Origin of the sequence: Steroidobacter flavus, from assembly GCF_042651805.1 — a bacterium.
Lineage (GTDB): Bacteria > Pseudomonadota > Gammaproteobacteria > Steroidobacterales > Steroidobacteraceae > Steroidobacter > Steroidobacter flavus.
The window spans coordinates 1,253,801-1,271,071 of the sequence record NZ_JBHSDU010000014.1; the positions used below are offsets into that span (position 1 = coordinate 1,253,801).

The following is a 17,271-nucleotide window of genomic DNA, read 5'->3' on the forward strand; positions in this document are numbered from 1 at the left end:
TACCTCGGCGCTCAATGCGTCTCCAACTTCAGCACGAACTCCCGCGGCGGCGTGACACCCATCAAGTTCTGGACGAAGTAGTCCCACCGCCGGCGCAGGAAGTATGGATCGTAGCTTTCCGATGCAGCCTTGGGATTGCCCAGATCGACCAGGCCGTGATTGCGGTTGGGCAGAATCAGCATGTCGAAGTCCTTGTTCGCGGCAATCAGCGCGTCAGCCAGCTGCAGCATGTTGCTGACGTGGACGTTATCGTCCAGGTCGCCGTGGACCAAAAGCAACCGTCCCCGCAGTTGCGAGGCGAGCGCCGCGTTGGCCTGATTCAGATAGTTGTCGCCGACCGGGTAGCCTTGGAAACGTTCGCCCCACTCCGCCCAGTAACTGCGCTGATCATGATTGCCGGCGGACGACACCGCGACTTTGTAGAACTCCGGATACTTCAACATGGCGCGTGCGGATGCATAGCCGCCGCCGGAGTGACCGTAGATACCGACGCGTTCCAGATCGATGAATGAGTAACGCTCAGCCAGTGCCTTGAGCGCGGCGACGTGATCCTCGAGCGCGCCGGCTGCGCCCATGTTGCCGTAGGCGTACTCACGAAAGGCGCGCGACCGCCAGGGGGTGCCCCTGCCGTCGACAGTGACGACGATGAAGCCCAACTCTGCGAGTGCAAGATCGTCTTCACGATGCGCGCTGCCTTCCAGACTGAAGGTCTTCGGGGTGCGAATGTGTTGCGGCCCGGGATAGATCGCATCCAGCACCGGATAGCGCCGCTTCGGATCGAAGTTGGTCGGCCGCAGGATCATGCCGTACAGATCCGTTTGACCGTCGCTGGCTTTGACCGTGACAGGTTCCGGCAGTCGCCATCCTGTCGCCAGCAACTGTGTGAGATCCGCGCGTTGCAGTTCACGCACCAACCGGCCGTCCGCGGCGCGCAGCACCGTCACCGGCGCCAGATCGATTCGGGAATACGTGTCGACGAAGTATCGACCGTTCGGCGAAAACGCGATGCCGTGATCGGCCGGTTCGGGCGTCAGCAGTTTCGGCTTGGAGCCATCCACGCCGACCCGATAGAGAAATCTCAGGTAAGGATCCTGACCCGCCTCGGCGCCGCCCGCCGTGAAATAGATCTGTCCCCGTTTTGCATCGATGTAATGAATGTCGCGTACGGCCCAGTTGCCGCGAGTCAGCTGCTTCTTGATGGCGCCGCTGCGCCCATCGATCAAATAGAGATGATTCCAGCCGTCGCGTTCGGACGTCCAAAGCAGATCGTTACCTATCATCCGCAGCTGCGAGTTGCGATTGATGTAGGTGTCGCTGCTCTCCTCCAATGCGGTCCGCACTTGCGCAGAGCTCGCGTCGGCGACGTGCAGCCTCGCGCTCTTGAATCCTCTCGTTTCTTCTAGAAAGAAGACTTGCGTGCCGCGCTCGTTCCAGCCCATCTGCAACGGGAAACTGGTCATGCGCACGAACGGATCGAGATTCAGCGGCTGCGCCTGCGCACTGTGCAAGTCCACGAGCACCATCTTCACCTTCGGCACGCCGGCATCGCCCGGCATCGGATACGGGAATCGATGCAACCGTGGGCGCGCTTCAGGCACCGTTTGCAGCATGCCGATCTCAGTCACTTCCCGTGCATCGATACGGTATGTCAGCAACCGTGTCGAGTCCGGCGAGAAAACGACTTCGATCTCGAGTGGATTCTTGCGCAGAGCATCGGTGACCGGCGTCAAGCTGATGCCGCTGTCGCTCGCATAGTCATTGCGTGGCTCACCATCGCGGGTCAAGGCGCGCTCATTGTTCGTCTGCGTATCGCGCGACCAGAGATTGTGGTCACGAATGAACACCGCCCAACGTCCGTCCGGAGACAGCACTTCCCCGGCCTTCGCGCCGACTGGCTGTTGCTGGACAGAGCAGCGATAGGTGCTGAGATCGCAGCGCCAGCTCACATCGTCCAGCGTGAAAGCGATGGATGCCTCGCTATCGCTGAACTCGATGTAGCCGAACGGCAGATCCTGCGCGCTGTATGGTTTGCTCGCGGTAGAAATGCTCGCAGCCAGGCGCGCGTGATCGAACGCAGGTCGCTGCGTGCCGCGAGCTGGATCGACGTGCAGGAATGTTTTCACACCGGCATGGTCATCCAGATACCAGAACCGATCGCTCTGAGCGATCCAATGCGGCTGGAGACTGGTGCGAGAGACCAGCGTATGCGCGCTTTGCATACGGGCCGCACGCTCGTAGTCCGAGAGTGTTCCCTGCGCGAAGACCGTCGAGCTCAATCCGCACCAAAGCAGAACTGACCATGCACACTTCATTTCGACTGCTCACGTGAAGGCACCGGCTCCGGACGCGGCACATGCGGCGTGCTGACGATACGACCGTCCTGCAGGACCACATGGCCATCGCGAATTGCAAGCCGCAGCTTCTTCAAATCTTCCAGGCGCTCATCCGGCCGGCCGTCGAGCACGATGACGTCGGCCAGCTTGCCAGGTTGCAACGTGCCGAGCTTGTCATCCATGCCCAGGATCTGTGCACTGGTACGCGTGGCAGCGACCAACGCCTGCGGCACCGTGTAGCCGCCAGCTACGAACTGCTGGAGCTCGGTGATGTACGACTGCGGCAGGTAACGGAACCAGTCGGTGACCAGGTCCGTGCCCACCCCCATGCGGATACCGGCCTGCTTCATCTGGCGGAACAGGGCCAGGTTCGCCGCCTTGGAGAAACTGAAGCGCCGCGACGTGGAATCGAAATAGCCGCCGTCCAGATCGAAGATATAAATATAGGGCACCAGGGTCGGCACGGAGTCGACCTTCCGGCTCGCCATCAAACGAATGGTCTCCGGCGTGCGCGGCAGCGGATGTTCCACCGAATCTACTCCCGCCTCCACCGCCCACTGGATGTATTGAGTCTCGGCGTCGACAGTCACCTTCAAACCGAGCGAATGAGCCTCGTCGATCGCGGCCCGGACTTCGTCGCGTGAGTAGTGACTGGCAAGCTTGATCAGATCCGCGCCACGCTTGAATTGTTCGCGCACCGCCTCGCGCCAATCATCCGGCCCCGAGGCTTCACGGGTTCTGCCGTTGGACGCTCCATGACAGGAAGGTCGCAGTCCCTCGGCGCCGTGCCCGCCCGTGCCTGTGATCAACTGACCGGCCGCAAAGATGCGTGGACCGGGAATACGATTCTGCGCGACCCATCGCTTCAGCACGAACGGCACCGCCCCCTGACCGCCGACATCGCGCACCGTAGTTACACCGGACTCCAGGAAATAACGAAGACGCTCAGCGCCACGTAGCGCGGCGGCGGCATCGTCGTCCGCTTCTTCGGAGGGCGTGTCGGGCTCTGAATAGCTCAGATGGGTGTGCAGATCGATGAGGCCGGGCATGACAGTCCGACCCGAGACATCGATCACTTGCGCCTGCGATGGCCACTGGGTGGAGCTCGCTGGCAACACCGCGCTGATGCGATTGCCTTCGATGACGACATTCGCATCGACAGCGGCGGCACCCGTGCCATCGAATACGCGTCCGCCCTTGAGAACCAGCCAGCCCTCAGGGCCGCGCTGACCCGGCGCAACGGGCACGTGGCGAGGATCGTCCGACACGACAGTTGTCGAATCGAGCCATTGCTTGCGATCGTACAATCGCTCCTGCGCGGCACAGACGCTGGCGCTCAACAGCGCCAGCGTCAGCAAACATCGCGAGGTCGTCACCATCGATACGACACGCTGCCGATCACCTGACGTGGCGGATTGACTTGCAATCCGAACCACATCGCCTCGGAGTACGAGCGGTAGTACTTCGTGTCGAGCAAATTGGTCGCCGCAATCTCATAGCGCCAGCGATCTCGATCGTAGAACAGGCGCAGGTCCACTTCGGTGAATCCGCCAAGATCGAAGGCCACCGGCCGCGCATAGTTGGCGGCGTCGAATGTTTCCATGCCCGACTTGCGCACCACGCCGGCACCGACGCCAACGCCACGCAAGCTGCCTTCCTGGAACTGATAGCTGGTGAACAATGACAGGCCGAAGTCCGGCGCATTCGCGGATTGGAACCCGGCGTACTGACCTTCGATGAACTCAGCTTCCAGCCAGGCGACCGAGCCGAACACTTCCCAGCCGGGCAGCACGGTGCCCTGAAACTCGACTTCCACGCCACGACTGCGTTGCGTGCCAAGCGGCAACACGAAGCCCGGATGAGCCGGATCGCGTTGCTGAATGTTGGTCCGGCGCATGTCGAATACGGCGGCGCTATAGAACATTCGACCGTTGAGCGCATCGCCCTTCACACCCACTTCGTAGGCTTTGCCTTCCTCCGGCCCGGCCAGGCCGCCGCTGAACAGCAGTCCGCCGCGAGGTTCGAACGTTTCGCCATAGCTGCCGTAGATATTCAATCGTGGCGTCAGCGCGTACGTCACGCCCCCTTGCATCGTCACTTCCGACGCTTTCAGCTCGGTCCATGCTTGATAGGGGATCGCGGCATAGTCTTGCAGCTCGGGAACGTCTCCTCTACGGAAACGATTGCGCGTCTGGTCGCGCGAGTAGCGCGCACCGATGGAAATGGTGAGATCGTCGATCGGCCTTGCCAGGATCTGCGCGGTCACGCCGGAAATCTCGCGGCGATTCTCCGAGTCAGTGAAGGAATCGTAGTCCGCCGCCGAGCGATGCACCGGAACATTCGACCAGTCGGGATGGAAAATGCTGAAGCCCGCCGGACCTGCCTGGCCGAAATCCAGGGTATCGGTATTCAGCTCGGCATAGTCCGCGCCGAAGAACAACGTGTGCCGCCGGCCGAAGGCTTCGACATCGCCGAACAAGTTCACTTCCGCCGCATACACTTCGTTCTCTTGTTCGCGGCCGTAGAGATAAGCGAACGTGTCGCCGGCTTGATCCGTGTTCCAGGTCTGGAAGGCATCCGCCTCGCCGGTGACCTTCTGGTACTGCACATTGCCGCGCAGTTGCCAGCTGTTCTCGAAGCTGTGCTCCAGCACGGTCTGCGCGAAGGTCGCCTCCTTCTCCGTATGATTCCACGGCGCTCCGCCAGAACGGTCGCGCGGGGTGCGCGGCACGACGAAATTGCTGGAAATCAGCTGATCCGGATCGCTGTCGTCGGTGCCGATGAACTGCGCGCCGAAACCAAACGAAGGCGAGTAGACGTATTTTTGGTAGATCACGCGCGCCGTAAGGGACGTATCCTCATCGATTTGATACTTCAGCGTCGGTGCGAGCGCTCTGACTCGCGAGCCATCGACGTCGAGATAGCTGTCATTGTCCTGCGCGGCACCCACCAGCCGATAGCTGAAGCGTCCCGCATCGTCGATCGGGCCGTGCACATCGGCCTGAACGCGACGATGCTCGTAGCTGCCGTACTCCAGATCGAGCTCGGCGCCGAACTCGTCGGTGGGCGCCTTGGAGATCGCGTTGAGCGTTCCGGAAATGGAGTTCTGGCCATACAGCGTCGAGGTCGCGCCCTTCACCACCTCGAAGCGCTCGAACGGCGACAGATCCATATCGATGTTGGCCGTCATGCGGAAGCCATCGACCTTGATGGCATTGATACCCTGCTGCAGGAAACCGCGATAGTAGTTGCGGGGAAATCCGTCGCGCGCGTGCGAGACACCGCCGGACGCGTCGACTTTGTAGATGTCCTCGAAACTGGTGATGCTGGCAAAGTCGAGCAGGTCCTGCGTGATCACCTTGACGCTCTGGGGCGTGTCCTTGAGCGACAGCGGCATCTTCAGCGCACTCTCCGCGTCCGCAAATTTGAATTGCGTGGCGCGGACCACCACCTCCTCCAGCTCGGATTTTTCGCCGTCGGCGGCAGCGTTTGCCAGACCGGCGCCAACATACAACGACATGCCAACCGCACCGAGTGCGGAATGTTTCTTGATCATGGAGCTCCCCTTACATTTTTTATCGACTGACCCTCGACGAGCGGCGCCTGCTCCTTCAGGTGTTGCATCAGGCTCAGCAGCGTGCGATCGCGCCGCTGCTGATGCCGCAAGATGTCGTCGCTCTTCATGGTCTGGATCAGGTACTCGTGGATGCGCTCGATCAACGCGTGATCCCAGCGATAGTCGGCGCGAATGTCCGCCATCAGACGGCGGGCCCCGGCTTCGTCCGTCAACATGTATTCGTTATAGCCGCGCGTCGCATTCAAATGGCTGGTCTCGAACGGGCCCAGAAACGCCCAGCGCAATCCCAGCCCGTGCTTGATCGCGGCATCGATATCTTTCGGCTCGCAGTAGCCTTCGCCGACCAGATGCAGTGCCTCGCCGATGAGCGCGTACTGCAGCCGGTTGATGACATAGCCGTTGATCTCGCGTTTCAGATCGATCGGCACCATCCCCAGCGACATCACCAGTTTGCGGCACGCAGCGACGGCCCAGCTTTGCGTCCAGGGCGTCGGACAGATCTCGACGGCGCGCAGGATGTGCGGAGGATTCACCGGATGAACCAGCAAGCACCGGCTGGCTCCTGGCAGGCCCTCGGTGAATTTCGATACCGGCAGCTCGCCGGAGGAGCTGCCGATAGTGATCGAGGGCGCGGTGAGCGCGTCGAGCTCGACGAAGACCTGGCGCTTCACGGCCGGATCGTCAGAGACGCTCTCTTGCACGTGCTGTACGCCATCGAGCGCGTCGGCGAGCGATGCGGCGCCTCGAATGCGTTCCCGGAGGAGTTCTTTCCGTGCCAACAGGCCAGCGGCCACGAAGTCATCGGCGGCCGCATCGATGAAGGTCCAGGCGCGGGTCATGGCCGCCTCGGAAACGTCGAAGAGCTGTACGTCCGCCCCTCCCATCGCGTAGGCGATGGCCCAGCTGCGTCCGATATTGCCAGCGCCAACGCAGGCGACCCGCGGCGATTTGAATTCTGTTGTCTGAGCCATTGCCCCGAAGCATCCCCGATGGCAACTGCGTGACAGTCGCCGGTCAGGTCATCTTGCGACAATCCTGGCCCAGCAACAGGCCCAGCATGGGCGATGCCCAGAGATCCAGAGCACGCGCGCGATTACTCGCCTTGCAACACGCGCAGCTTGCGCTCGTTGACGTCCAGAGAATTCCGATAGCTCGCGGCCACGCGCCAGAACAGAGCACCGGCCAACGTCCACAACAGCATCAAAACCCATTGCAGCAGGCCGCCGCCGGCCAGTGCTGTGACAATACCGGCAGCGATGAGCCCGATCGAGAGCGCAACGGCGAACCAGGGCAACAACGTGCCGTCGCTCACTCGATACGGCCGGGCGTCGTTGGGCCGCAAGCGTCGCAGCTTGATCAATCCGGTGCACACCAAGGCGAACACCACGAGCAACGGCACCGCCGCCATGTCGACGATCGGTCCCAGAGCATTGCGACCGAGCAATCCCATCGACACCGCCAATGCGGAGATGAAGAGTGTCGCTCGCAAGGGCACCGGTGGTTCTCCGGTGCGAGGGACACGCTCGAGCGCGAAGAACGGCAGCGTCACTCCGGCCCGCGCCATTCCCTGCAAGACGCGGGCACCGGACATCAGGTTCGAGTTCCATCCGGTCAGAATGCCGCTGATGCCGGCGAGGATGGCGAGATAGGCGAGCCAGGGCTGCCCCAGTCCGTCCTTGAACGCTGAGAAAATCGGCAGCGTCGCGGTCTGCAACGCCGGGCGCTCCATCGAGACCGATGCGGCGAGAATCGCGCCTCCATAAAAGATGAAAGCGCCGGCGGTGGCGAGTCCGACGATCGCTCCCAGCGACTGCAGCCGGACGTCCGGGCGCCGGTCGCGAACCGCCTGTGGCAACACATCGAAGCCTGCGAAAAAGAACGGCGTCATGACCGCGACCGACACCACGCCGAGCCACGCCGGCGTCGCTGTCTCGACGGCAAACAAAGGTTTGAGATGTTCGCTCCGTCCCAACAGCAGCGCGCAGCCGAACAAGGTGATGCCGATGACGATCTTCATGACGACCAGCGCGTCCTGAAAAATCGCGCGCGGCCCGACGCCCCGCAGATTCACTATCGTGATCGTCACCACGCCGCCCAGACCGAGCAACACATCGCCCAGCCTCACCTGACCCGCGAACGCTTCGTAGATCACCGGCCCGCCCAAGGAGGGCAGCACTGTTTCCAGCAGCCACGCGATGGTTACGAAGTACCAGCCGCAGGTCGCGGCATACATCAGCACCAGAAACCATCCAGCCGCCGCCGCGGCCCGCTCGCCGAACGCTTCGAAGACATAGGCCATCGAGCCATTGGCGTCGGGAAACATCGCCATCATCTCGGCGAAGCACAGACCGATCAGCCACATGATCAGCGCGCCCACGCCGAACGCGAGCAACGCCCCGACCGGTCCGGCCTCATTGATCCACAGGCCCGTGGCCACGATCCAGGCCACGCCGATGATCGTACCGAACAACACCGTGAACAGCTGAAACGGTCCCAGTCCGGAGCTGCGCTTCACTGCCAGGCCGCCTCGCACACTCGCATCCAGTTGCGTCCGAGAATGTCCTCAATCTCGTCTTCGGTAAAGCCGCCGGCCAACAGACCGGCGACAATCTCGGGCAGTTGCTCAGGCAACACATAGGAGAAGCCCGGCCAGTGCGGATCGGCGGCCACCGGCCATTCATCCGGACGCGAACGAATCCACGCCGAGATCGCCGCGCCGTCGAAGACCACATCCAACCCGAGCCCCACGTGCTTCGGCCCGACCAGCTGACAAACATGCTCGACATGACGCACCACTGCCGCCGCCAGATTGTGGTCGCTGCCCAGATAGCCGCTGCAGCCGGAGATCCCAACCAGGCCGCCCGTTGCCGCGACGGCGCGGATCTGTTCGTCGCTGATGTTTCGAAAGCTTGGCGCCAGGCTCGCGGCGTTCGAATGACTGAACACCATGGGCCGCTGTGCCATCGCCAACGCATCGAGCGACGTGCGCGGGCCGCAATGACTCAGGTCGACCAGCACGCCCACTCGTTGCATCTCTGCGACGACTCGCGCGCCAAATCGCGTCAGCCCGCCGTCGTTCGCGTCCGCACAGCCGCCGCCTGCGCTGTTGGCGGAGTTGAATGCAAGCAGGTTGTGACGGATGCCCAGATCTCTGAAGGCTTCGATCAGATCGAGATTGCGCTCCAGGCAGCGCGTGCCCTCGAAATGTAGAGCGATCGCAAGCTTGCCCGCGCGGCGCGCGGCCTCGACATCGCCGATCCGATGCACGATCTGCACCTCCGGCAGCGCTGCCAGACGCCGTCGCGCGTCGGCCACGATGGCCAGGGCTTGCGCACTGTTGTGACCATCGCCGGCGAGCGTCACCGACAACAAGTTCACACCGGCGTCCTTGAAACGCCGCAGCTTGCTGTAGTCATTGCCTACGGTGTCGGCGGGATCGAAATCCAACGGCCACACCATGTCGCAGATCAACGCGTCGCGACAGAGCCGCGCGGCACGGTCAGCAAAGACATTCATGCTCCCCCCTCCAGCCTCACTTTGGACTCTCTAGACTAGAGGGGGACGGCGGCGCTCGGATAGACCCAAACATCGCTGGCGCCGCGGACCCAGCGCGGGACGTTGCTCAGCTCGCGCTTAAGCGGTCCAGCGAAACCTTCGACAACGCGACGCGAATCCGTTCGGGGAGCTGCCCTCGTCCAGCCCCGAGCAAGGATTGTTGCAACTCATGCTCACGCATTCTTTGCATCGAGACTTTCTCCAGCACGGCAGTCATCGCGGCACGAGGAATCACGACGAGCCCGTCGTCATCCCCGACGATGACGTCGCCCCAATCGATGACAGCTTCATGCAACCGCAGTTGCAGGCCGATACCGCCGGGCGTCGGGTCCGCGGGCGACGCCGGATGAGTACCGCATGCGAACACCGGCAGATCCAGACGGGCGATTTCATCCCGGTCTCGGAGCAGCCCATCGGTGATGATGGCTGCGATGCCTTTGGCGAGTGCGATCTGTACAAACACCGCGCCGAACTCAGCCCGGTCGCGACGACCGTTAGAGGAGATGACGAGCACCTGCCCCGGCTGCGCAAGTTCCAATGCTTTCCACTGCGCCAGACTTCCCGCTCGGATAGTGAGTGCTTCGCCAACGAAACGAGAGCGCTTGCTCATGCACGCCATGGGCGCACCAATTGCCATGGGTGCCCGATCGCAATCCGCGATCAGTGCCGTTGGGACCTCGGCGAGATCCAATGGCGCTTGCGTCAACCTGATCTCGGGCCGGTCCGCCATGACGATCGATCGTTCCATTGTTTCCTCCTACGCCGCGGCATCGCGAGCAAACGCGACACATGCATGCGCCGGCAGCTCAAGCGTCACGGCCCCTTTCTCGAATCGTTCGGACACTTCCGCGCGCACGATGCCGCCCGACGTTTCCACCAGATACAGATAACGAGCCCCGAGAAAGTCGCGCTGGAGAATCTTGCCCGGAATGTAGTTACCGCCGCCGGACCCGTTGGGCTGCCCCTGATGCAGGATGACATTCTCCGGGCGGACTGCGATCGCGGCGGCGCTGCCCTTGTTCGGCTTGAGAATCTTCTCCACCGCCAGCAGATGCTGCCCGAAGCGGATCTTCGCGCGACGCGCTTCCGCCTCCTGCACTATTCCATCCAACAGATTGCTGTGCCCGACGAAATCCGCGATGAACGGCGACTGCGGCTGCTCATAGAGCTCGACCGGCGACGCCAGTTGTTCGATGCGCCCACCCTGCATGACCGCGATCCGATCGCTCAACACCAGCGCTTCGGTTTGATCGTGCGTCACGTAGATCGTCGTGATGCGCAACTTCTCCTGCAGCTCCTTGAGCCAGCCTCGGGCTCGCAAGCGGAGTTTCGCGTCCAGATTCGACAACGGCTCATCCAACAGCATTAGGCGCGGTCCATACACGACGGCTCGGGCCAGCGCCACGCGCTGTTGCTGGCCGCCGGAGAGCTCATGCGGATATCGATCGATGTACGGTTCCATCTCGACCAGGCCCAGCGCCCAGCGGATTTTTTCTTCCCGCTCGGCGGCCGCGATACCCCGCATGCGCAGAGGAAATGCGACGTTGTCCCGCACCTTCATGTGCGGCCACAACGCGTACGACTGGAAGACCATGCCGACCTGCCGCCGCTCCGGCGGCAGGTTGCAGCGCTGAGCCGCATCGAAGATCGGCTCGCCATCGATCAGGATCCGTCCGGACGTTGGCGCATCCAGGCCGGCAATCGCCGACAGCATCGTCGTCTTGCCACAACCGCTCGGCCCGAGCAGCGTCAGGAACTCGCCATCCTGGACTTCGAAAGAAACATCGTTGACCGCAGTCTGCGCGCCGAAGCGTCGCGTCAGATGCTCGACAGTGAGCTTGCTCATACCTGGACACCCATCAAACGTCTGACCATCACGACCACCACGGCGGTTGCAGTCACTTGCACGACGGCGAGCGCGGCGACCGGCCCGAAGTTGCCGTTGGTCCACAATTGCAGCATCACCGTTCCCATGATTTCGCTCCCCGGCCCGAACAGGAATACGGCCGAGGCGTACTCCTTGAGCATCGACACGAACGCCAGCATGTAAGCGGCTAGCAATGCGGGACGCGCGATCGGCGTGATCACACGCAGGCTTGCCGTGGACCAGTCCGCTCCACAGGTACGGGCGCTGAGATCGAGCTCCCGGCTGATCTGCGTCAGCGACGGCGCGATGGCACCGAACGCAGTCGGCAGATCGCGCATGCTGAACGCAAGCACCATCGCGAACAGCGTGCCGTGAATCAGAGTGAACCCCGGCACGGTGAGCCCGATCCACAGAAATCCGATGCCCACGACGATGCCGGGAACCGCGCGCGGATACAGAGTGATCGTCTCCAATGTTTTGGCGAACGGAAACGTGGAGCGCTTCACGATCAACACCACGACCATGACCAGCCCCGTCACGAACGCTGCGCCGAACAGCGCCACGACGAAGCTATTGGTGATCGCACGCAAGTACGACGGCTGCTCGATGAGCGAACGGAAATGATCGAGCGTGAGCAGATCCCAAGGCGGTACCAGCGGTGTGAGGAACTTCACGAACGAGCGGAACACCAGCCCCACCAGCGGCAACACGATCACGATGGACACGTAAGCGGCCACCAGAGCGAACGCGACCCAGCGCCACCGACCAAGGTCGATGACATGCGGACGGGTTGCTTTGCCTTTCACTGTCGTGAATCGACTCGTGTTGCCGAGGATGCGCGAGTGCAGGCTGACCAGTACCGTCATCAGCACCAACAACAGCACCGAGGCGGCGGCCAGCAATCCATAGTCGGGCTCGGTGCGACCGATACCCTCGCGGAATAGAAACGTCGTAAACACTTCGATACGCTCGGCCGTGCCGAAGATCAGCGGGATCGACAGCACTTCGATACTGCCGACGAAACACAACAGCAGGCTATAGAGAATCGCGGGACGCATGAGCGGCAGCGTCACCAGGCGGAGCGCTCGTAGCGGCGCCGCGCCAGTGGACCGCGCCGCGTCTTCGAGCGAAGCGTCCATCAGATGCAGCGTCGCCGAACAGTACAGGAACACGACGGGCACCAGAGAGAACCCCGCCAGCATCCCGATCGCCGGCAGCGAATAAAGATTCCAGGGAACACCGCCTAGATACGTCGCGGAAGCCAGTGAGATGTAACCCGACGGCCCATACAACATGTACCAGCCGAACGCCATCACCAGCGAAGAAACATACAGAGGCACCTGCAGAATCTCGCTGAGCGTGCGACGGAACGGAATGTTGGTTCGAATCAGCGCGATGGCCAGCGCGGCGCCGAGCACGGTGGCCGTGAGCGATCCCGTGATCGCCAACGCCATCGAATTACGCAGCGCCTCCCAGAAGCGTTCGTTGGTCAACAGTCGCACATAGTGATCCAGCGTGAAGGACCACTCCGGCTCATACAACGGCGTGCTTCGTACCGATTGCAGCAACGCCACTGCAATCGGTGCGAACACCAGCAGCGTCGTGAAGGCCGCCACCGACCACTGCACCCAGTGATCCCGCGTCCAACGGACGCGGGAGCGGATTATCGAGAGTTCAGTTGCAGCCATGGCGCATCAACGCTTCAAACCGTACGCCGCTTTCCACTGCGCGAGAAATTGATCCTGTTCTTGCAGCATCGCGCGGTCGTAACCCACCATGAACAGGTTCGACTCACCGACGGTATCGCGAATCGCGTCGAGCGTCAGGAACGGCACCGCGCTCTTGGCGACATCCGGACGATAAGGCGTGAGACCGCCCTTACCCACGGCGATCTGCCCCTCGCGCGACAGCGCGAAGTCGATGAACAACTGCGCCGCCGCCTTGTGAGATGCAGCCCGCGTGATCGCCATGCCTCGAACCATGATCGGCGTGCCGTCGCGTAACAACGTCCAGTCCAGCACCTGATCGCGACCTTCTTCTTTCATGCGACGAAGAAAGGTGACGCTCGAGCCGAAGTACGCGCCCACGTACTCACCTGCAGTGATCTTTTCGACCATCGTGGCACCGCCGCCTTCCGGTCGGGTCTGCGGCCCCAATGCCTTCAGCGCGTCCCATCCCTTCTGCCCGCGCTTGTGCACGTACGTCCAATGCAATGCATAGGCGAACGGATGTGACGTCGCGTCGTAGGTGGTCAATCGCTTGGTGTACAGCGCGGGTTGCTTGCGAATCTGCGCGGCGAGGCCGTCGAGTGTGTCGGGTCGTTGATCCTTCGACTTCAACAGCAGCTTGTTATAGATCAGCACCACCGGATCGGCCGAGATCGTGTAGAGCCCTTTGACCGGCTTGCTCCACTCGGGCAGCACCGCCGCGTCTGGCGTCGCGTAAGGCTCGACCTGGTCGCGATCGATGAAACGCATCCAGGTGTCCGGCGCGGCGACAGCGATGATGTCCGCGGTACGACGCTTGACGGAGGACTCGGAGTAGTAGCGCTCGAACGCCTCGGCGGGACCCAGGTCCAGCGCCTCGACCTTGAGCCACGGATACTTCGCATGGAACGCATCGATCACCGGGCCCCAGTTATACGCCGCGATGTTGGAATAGATCAGCACATCGCGCTCGGTCTTCGAACGAGCGATAGCATCGGCATCCGCCGCCGACGCTGCCAGGGGCGCCAACGCAGCCAGCCCCGCCACACAAGCAAACATCGCGGATCGAAATGAACTCAGGGACATCTTCATGGGACCTCTTACGCTCGTCATGGGCTAGAACTCGACTTCGTACTTGATCGTGGCCGTCGCGCCAGTCGCTTTGTTATAGGTGTCGTTGCGGTTGTAGCCCTCTGAATAGTTGGTGTAGTAGTCGTTGTTGAAAAGATTGTTGATGCCGAGGCTGAGGCGGCCCTGCGACAGCTGGTACGTCGACAGCAGATCGAACAGCGAGCCCGACGTCACGCGCCCCTCATGGAAACGTTCGCGGCCGACGCTGGCTGGGAATTCATTGCGGCCGTCCCACCACGCGCCCTGCAGGCGCACGAACCAGTTCTCGGTCAGGTCGTGCTCGACATAGGCCGTCACCTTGGTCGGCGGCACCCGGCGATTCTGCAGCGGCGTCTCGAACGATCCGTCGTTGTTATTGTCGGCCTCGCCTTCCATCCAGGCGGCGTTGCCACCGACTCTCCAGGCCGCGGTGATCGACCAGTCAGCTGACAGCTCGACGCCTTTGACGCGATCGGGCGCACGCACCACGCTCGCGTCGGCCGGGCTCAACGGGTTGAGCACATAGCTCACGCCGTTGGTCGACTCAACGAAGAAGAACGCCAGCTCCGCCTTGAGGCTGTGATTGCCGAAGCGCACGCCGGTCTCGTAGCTATCGATGATGTTCGGCCGCGGCTTGGTCGAAGAATTACGCAGATCGATGTCGGCCGGCGTGTCGCGCCAGAGGAAACTGAACTGCTGGACTTCGAACCCCTGCGAGTAGCCGAGGAACAGATCCCACTCATCGGTCAGCTCGAAAGAAGTGCCGAGGTTGATGGGCGTCGCGTCGTAATCAAGCGTCGCGCCAGTGACATTGCGCAGAGTAAACAGCGATGTGAAGTTGCCGATTTCCAAGCTCGCGCGCTCGTGACGCACACCCGCCGTCACCGACCAGCGCGGGGTAAGGTGAGCAAAGGCCTGGACGAAACCCGCGTAGCTATCCAGTTTCTGCGGCAGGCCGAAAGCGCGCCCGTCGGTCAGCGGCGCTTCGGTGTCATCGTGGAGATAATCCAGCCCGTACAGCAGCTCGCCCTGCTCGAAGCCGAGCCCGGCGAACTCGCGATTGAAGTCGAGCCGTACGCCGTACTTCTTGGTCACGTTCATCGACTGGCCGTCGGGCTGCGAGGTGCGCGGGAAGCGATTGCGCACGAACTGAAACACGCTTTCCGTATCGAGATAATAGAGCTGCGCCTTGAAGTCGCTGCTCCAGAACAGATCCGGCTGCAGGTAGGCCAGGTTGGCGATCAGACTCTCATTACGCCGCGGCTCTTCACCGGGCTGCAGCCCGGCACGCACGGCGGTGGTCGGCGTGCCGTTGAGAATATTGCCGGGCACGAGCTGGTACTGCGCGCTCTGCTCCTGACGATGCATGTTGATGCTCGCTTCGATGCGACCGTTGCCGATGAACGTCCCGACCTTGCCGAAGAAGCTGCGGAACTCGGAGTCCGAGGTGCCTTCGGGCTGCGGCGGAATGCGATCGCCATTGGCGTCGAAGAACGAATTGGTCTCGGCGTAATGCGCCTCGGCCAGATAGTCCCAGTTATCCGTGCCGCCCGAAATACCCATGCGCGCCGACGGCTGGCTGCTATCGCCGAAGTGCGTGAGCGAAGCGCCCATGCCCGCTTCCAGGAACACTTTGGTGTCCCCGGCCTTGCCGCGCTTGGTGATGTAATTGATGAAGCCGGCGCCGGCGCTGTTGCCGTAAAGCGCGGATGAGCCACGAACGACTTCGATGCGTTCGATGGTCCACGGATCGATCTCGCTCATCTCGCGCGAGACATCGTTCAACGTCGAAGTCATCGGCACGCCGTCGACCAGCATCACCGGCTTGCGTCCACGCAGCGATGTATATGTATTGATGGTCGCCTGGTTGCTCAACGACAGGCCCGGAACCAGCTGCGCCAGGACCGCCTGCAGATCCTGAGTCACGCCCAGCTGCTTGGTCAGCGCTTCCTCGTTGATGATGTTCACCGAGATCGGCATCGAGGTGATCTCGGTCGGCAGTCGCGACCCCATCACCGTGATTTGCTCGACCTCAGGCGCGGCGGCGTCCTGCGCCCCCGCCTGAGCGGACACTGCCGCCAGCAGGACAACCGTGCCCCACTGTTTATTCCGCAGCCCGAGTACACCCGATCGAATACCCATCGTAGGTCTCCCCAACTTATTTCTATTGGCCAGCGAATCTCAGTAGCCAAAAGAGTAGCCAATTATTGCTAATGTCGCAAGACTCACCTACGCTTCGGTTCCAGCAACAACAAATTTCGCGGATCGAGGAGATTGCCCGTGGCTGTAGATCATCAGACGCACTTTGGATTGGGAGCGACGCCGAGCTTCGCTTGCCAGGCGGATCCGCGCTTTTCCTACTGGCTGCACGTGCCGGCCTGCTATCCGGATGCGTTGCCCGCCCATCGCTCGATGCTGGTGGCTTTGCATGGCACCGAACGAAACGCGCCGCTGTTGCGCGGCTTGTTCGAAGAGTTTTCCGAGCGCTACGGCGTGCTGGTCCTGGCGCCGCACTTTCCGGCGGGCATCGGTAGTCCGCGCGATGTGGATGCCTATAAATATGTTCGGGCGCTGGGCGTGAATTACGATGAAGTGCTGCTGCACATGGTCGATGAAGTCGCGTCCCGCTATGGCTGCGATCGCAGTCGATTCCTGATGTTCGGTTTCTCGGGCGGCGCCCACTTCGCACATCGTTTCTGGTACCTCTATCCTGAGCGGCTGCGCGCTTTGACCGTAGCGGCACCGGGCTCAGTAACGCTGCCGACGGACACGGCCAACTGGTGGGTCGGCGTCAAAGACACCCAAGAGCGCTTCGGCAGAGCGATCAATTTTCCGGCCATGAATACAGTGTCCACGCTGCTGGTGGTCGGCAGCGACGATGTCTCGACGGAAGTGATCACTCATGACCGCGCCAGCCCCTACTATATGGAAGGCGCCAATGCCGCTGGCCGCACCAGAGTGGATCGCCTGCGGACTCTGCATAGCGCACTTCGCGCGCAAAACATCGAAAGCACGCTACGGGAATTGCCCGGCGTTACGCATACATACGCTCCTCTGGTCACGGCGGCCACTGAGTTTTTCGCCAACACCGTCGCCGAGCTGCAGCCGCTCGGTCAGCGTTGA

The 17,271-nt window shown here is 62.1% G+C and carries 12 protein-coding genes; 1 reads left to right on the top strand and 11 read right to left on the bottom strand.

What is annotated here, in order from left to right; all coding sequences use genetic code 11:
* Positions 1 to 11 precede the first annotated feature (11 nt).
* From ACFPN2_RS27760 to ACFPN2_RS27810, 11 genes are all read right to left on the bottom strand, one after another.
* The gene (locus ACFPN2_RS27760; RefSeq protein ID WP_380602714.1) at positions 12 to 2,276 is read right to left on the bottom strand and encodes a S9 family peptidase; all 2,265 of its coding nucleotides are present in this window, start codon (positions 2,274 to 2,276) and stop codon (positions 12 to 14) included.
* A 32-nt stretch (positions 2,277 to 2,308) separates the two neighbouring features.
* Positions 2,309 to 3,712 carry an amidohydrolase family protein gene (locus ACFPN2_RS27765; RefSeq protein WP_380602716.1) on the bottom strand — a complete coding sequence of 468 codons (1,404 nt, stop codon included), beginning with the start codon at positions 3,710 to 3,712 and terminating at the stop codon, positions 2,309 to 2,311.
* Entirely contained in the window at positions 3,706 to 5,889 is a 2,184-nt protein-coding gene (locus tag ACFPN2_RS27770) for a TonB-dependent siderophore receptor (protein ID WP_380602718.1), read from the bottom strand. Before ACFPN2_RS27770 ends, ACFPN2_RS27765 begins: the two co-directional genes overlap by 7 nt.
* Positions 5,886 to 6,881: a 3-hydroxyacyl-CoA dehydrogenase NAD-binding domain-containing protein gene (locus tag ACFPN2_RS27775; RefSeq protein WP_380602720.1), complete on the bottom strand. Its 996-nt coding sequence runs from the start codon at positions 6,879 to 6,881 to the stop codon at positions 5,886 to 5,888. Before ACFPN2_RS27775 ends, ACFPN2_RS27770 begins: the two co-directional genes overlap by 4 nt.
* A gap of 122 nt (positions 6,882 to 7,003) precedes the next feature.
* On the bottom strand, positions 7,004 to 8,425 hold the full coding sequence (locus tag ACFPN2_RS27780) for an APC family permease (RefSeq protein ID WP_380602722.1): 1,422 nt from the start codon (positions 8,423 to 8,425) through the stop codon (positions 7,004 to 7,006).
* Positions 8,422 to 9,426: a dipeptidase gene (locus ACFPN2_RS27785; RefSeq protein ID WP_380602724.1), complete on the bottom strand. Its 1,005-nt coding sequence runs from the start codon at positions 9,424 to 9,426 to the stop codon at positions 8,422 to 8,424. Before ACFPN2_RS27785 ends, ACFPN2_RS27780 begins: the two co-directional genes overlap by 4 nt.
* A gap of 106 nt (positions 9,427 to 9,532) precedes the next feature.
* Positions 9,533 to 10,213, bottom strand: coding sequence for an RraA family protein (locus ACFPN2_RS27790; RefSeq protein WP_380602725.1), 681 nt, complete (start codon positions 10,211 to 10,213; stop codon positions 9,533 to 9,535).
* A gap of 9 nt (positions 10,214 to 10,222) precedes the next feature.
* Positions 10,223 to 11,311: an ABC transporter ATP-binding protein gene (locus ACFPN2_RS27795; protein WP_380602727.1), complete on the bottom strand. Its 1,089-nt coding sequence runs from the start codon at positions 11,309 to 11,311 to the stop codon at positions 10,223 to 10,225.
* Positions 11,308 to 13,020, bottom strand: coding sequence for an ABC transporter permease (locus ACFPN2_RS27800; RefSeq protein WP_380602729.1), 1,713 nt, complete (start codon positions 13,018 to 13,020; stop codon positions 11,308 to 11,310). Before ACFPN2_RS27800 ends, ACFPN2_RS27795 begins: the two co-directional genes overlap by 4 nt.
* A gap of 6 nt (positions 13,021 to 13,026) precedes the next feature.
* Entirely contained in the window at positions 13,027 to 14,130 is a 1,104-nt protein-coding gene (locus ACFPN2_RS27805; RefSeq protein ID WP_380602731.1) for an ABC transporter substrate-binding protein, read from the bottom strand.
* Positions 14,131 to 14,154: 24 nt separating this feature from the next.
* Complete coding sequence (locus ACFPN2_RS27810; protein WP_380602733.1) at positions 14,155 to 16,290, bottom strand: TonB-dependent receptor; 2,136 nt, start codon at positions 16,288 to 16,290, stop codon at positions 14,155 to 14,157.
* A gap of 138 nt (positions 16,291 to 16,428) precedes the next feature.
* Here ACFPN2_RS27810 and ACFPN2_RS27815 point away from each other — a divergent pair, with 138 nt between their 5' ends.
* On the top strand, positions 16,429 to 17,271 hold the full coding sequence (locus tag ACFPN2_RS27815) for an alpha/beta hydrolase family protein (RefSeq protein ID WP_380602735.1): 843 nt from the start codon (positions 16,429 to 16,431) through the stop codon (positions 17,269 to 17,271).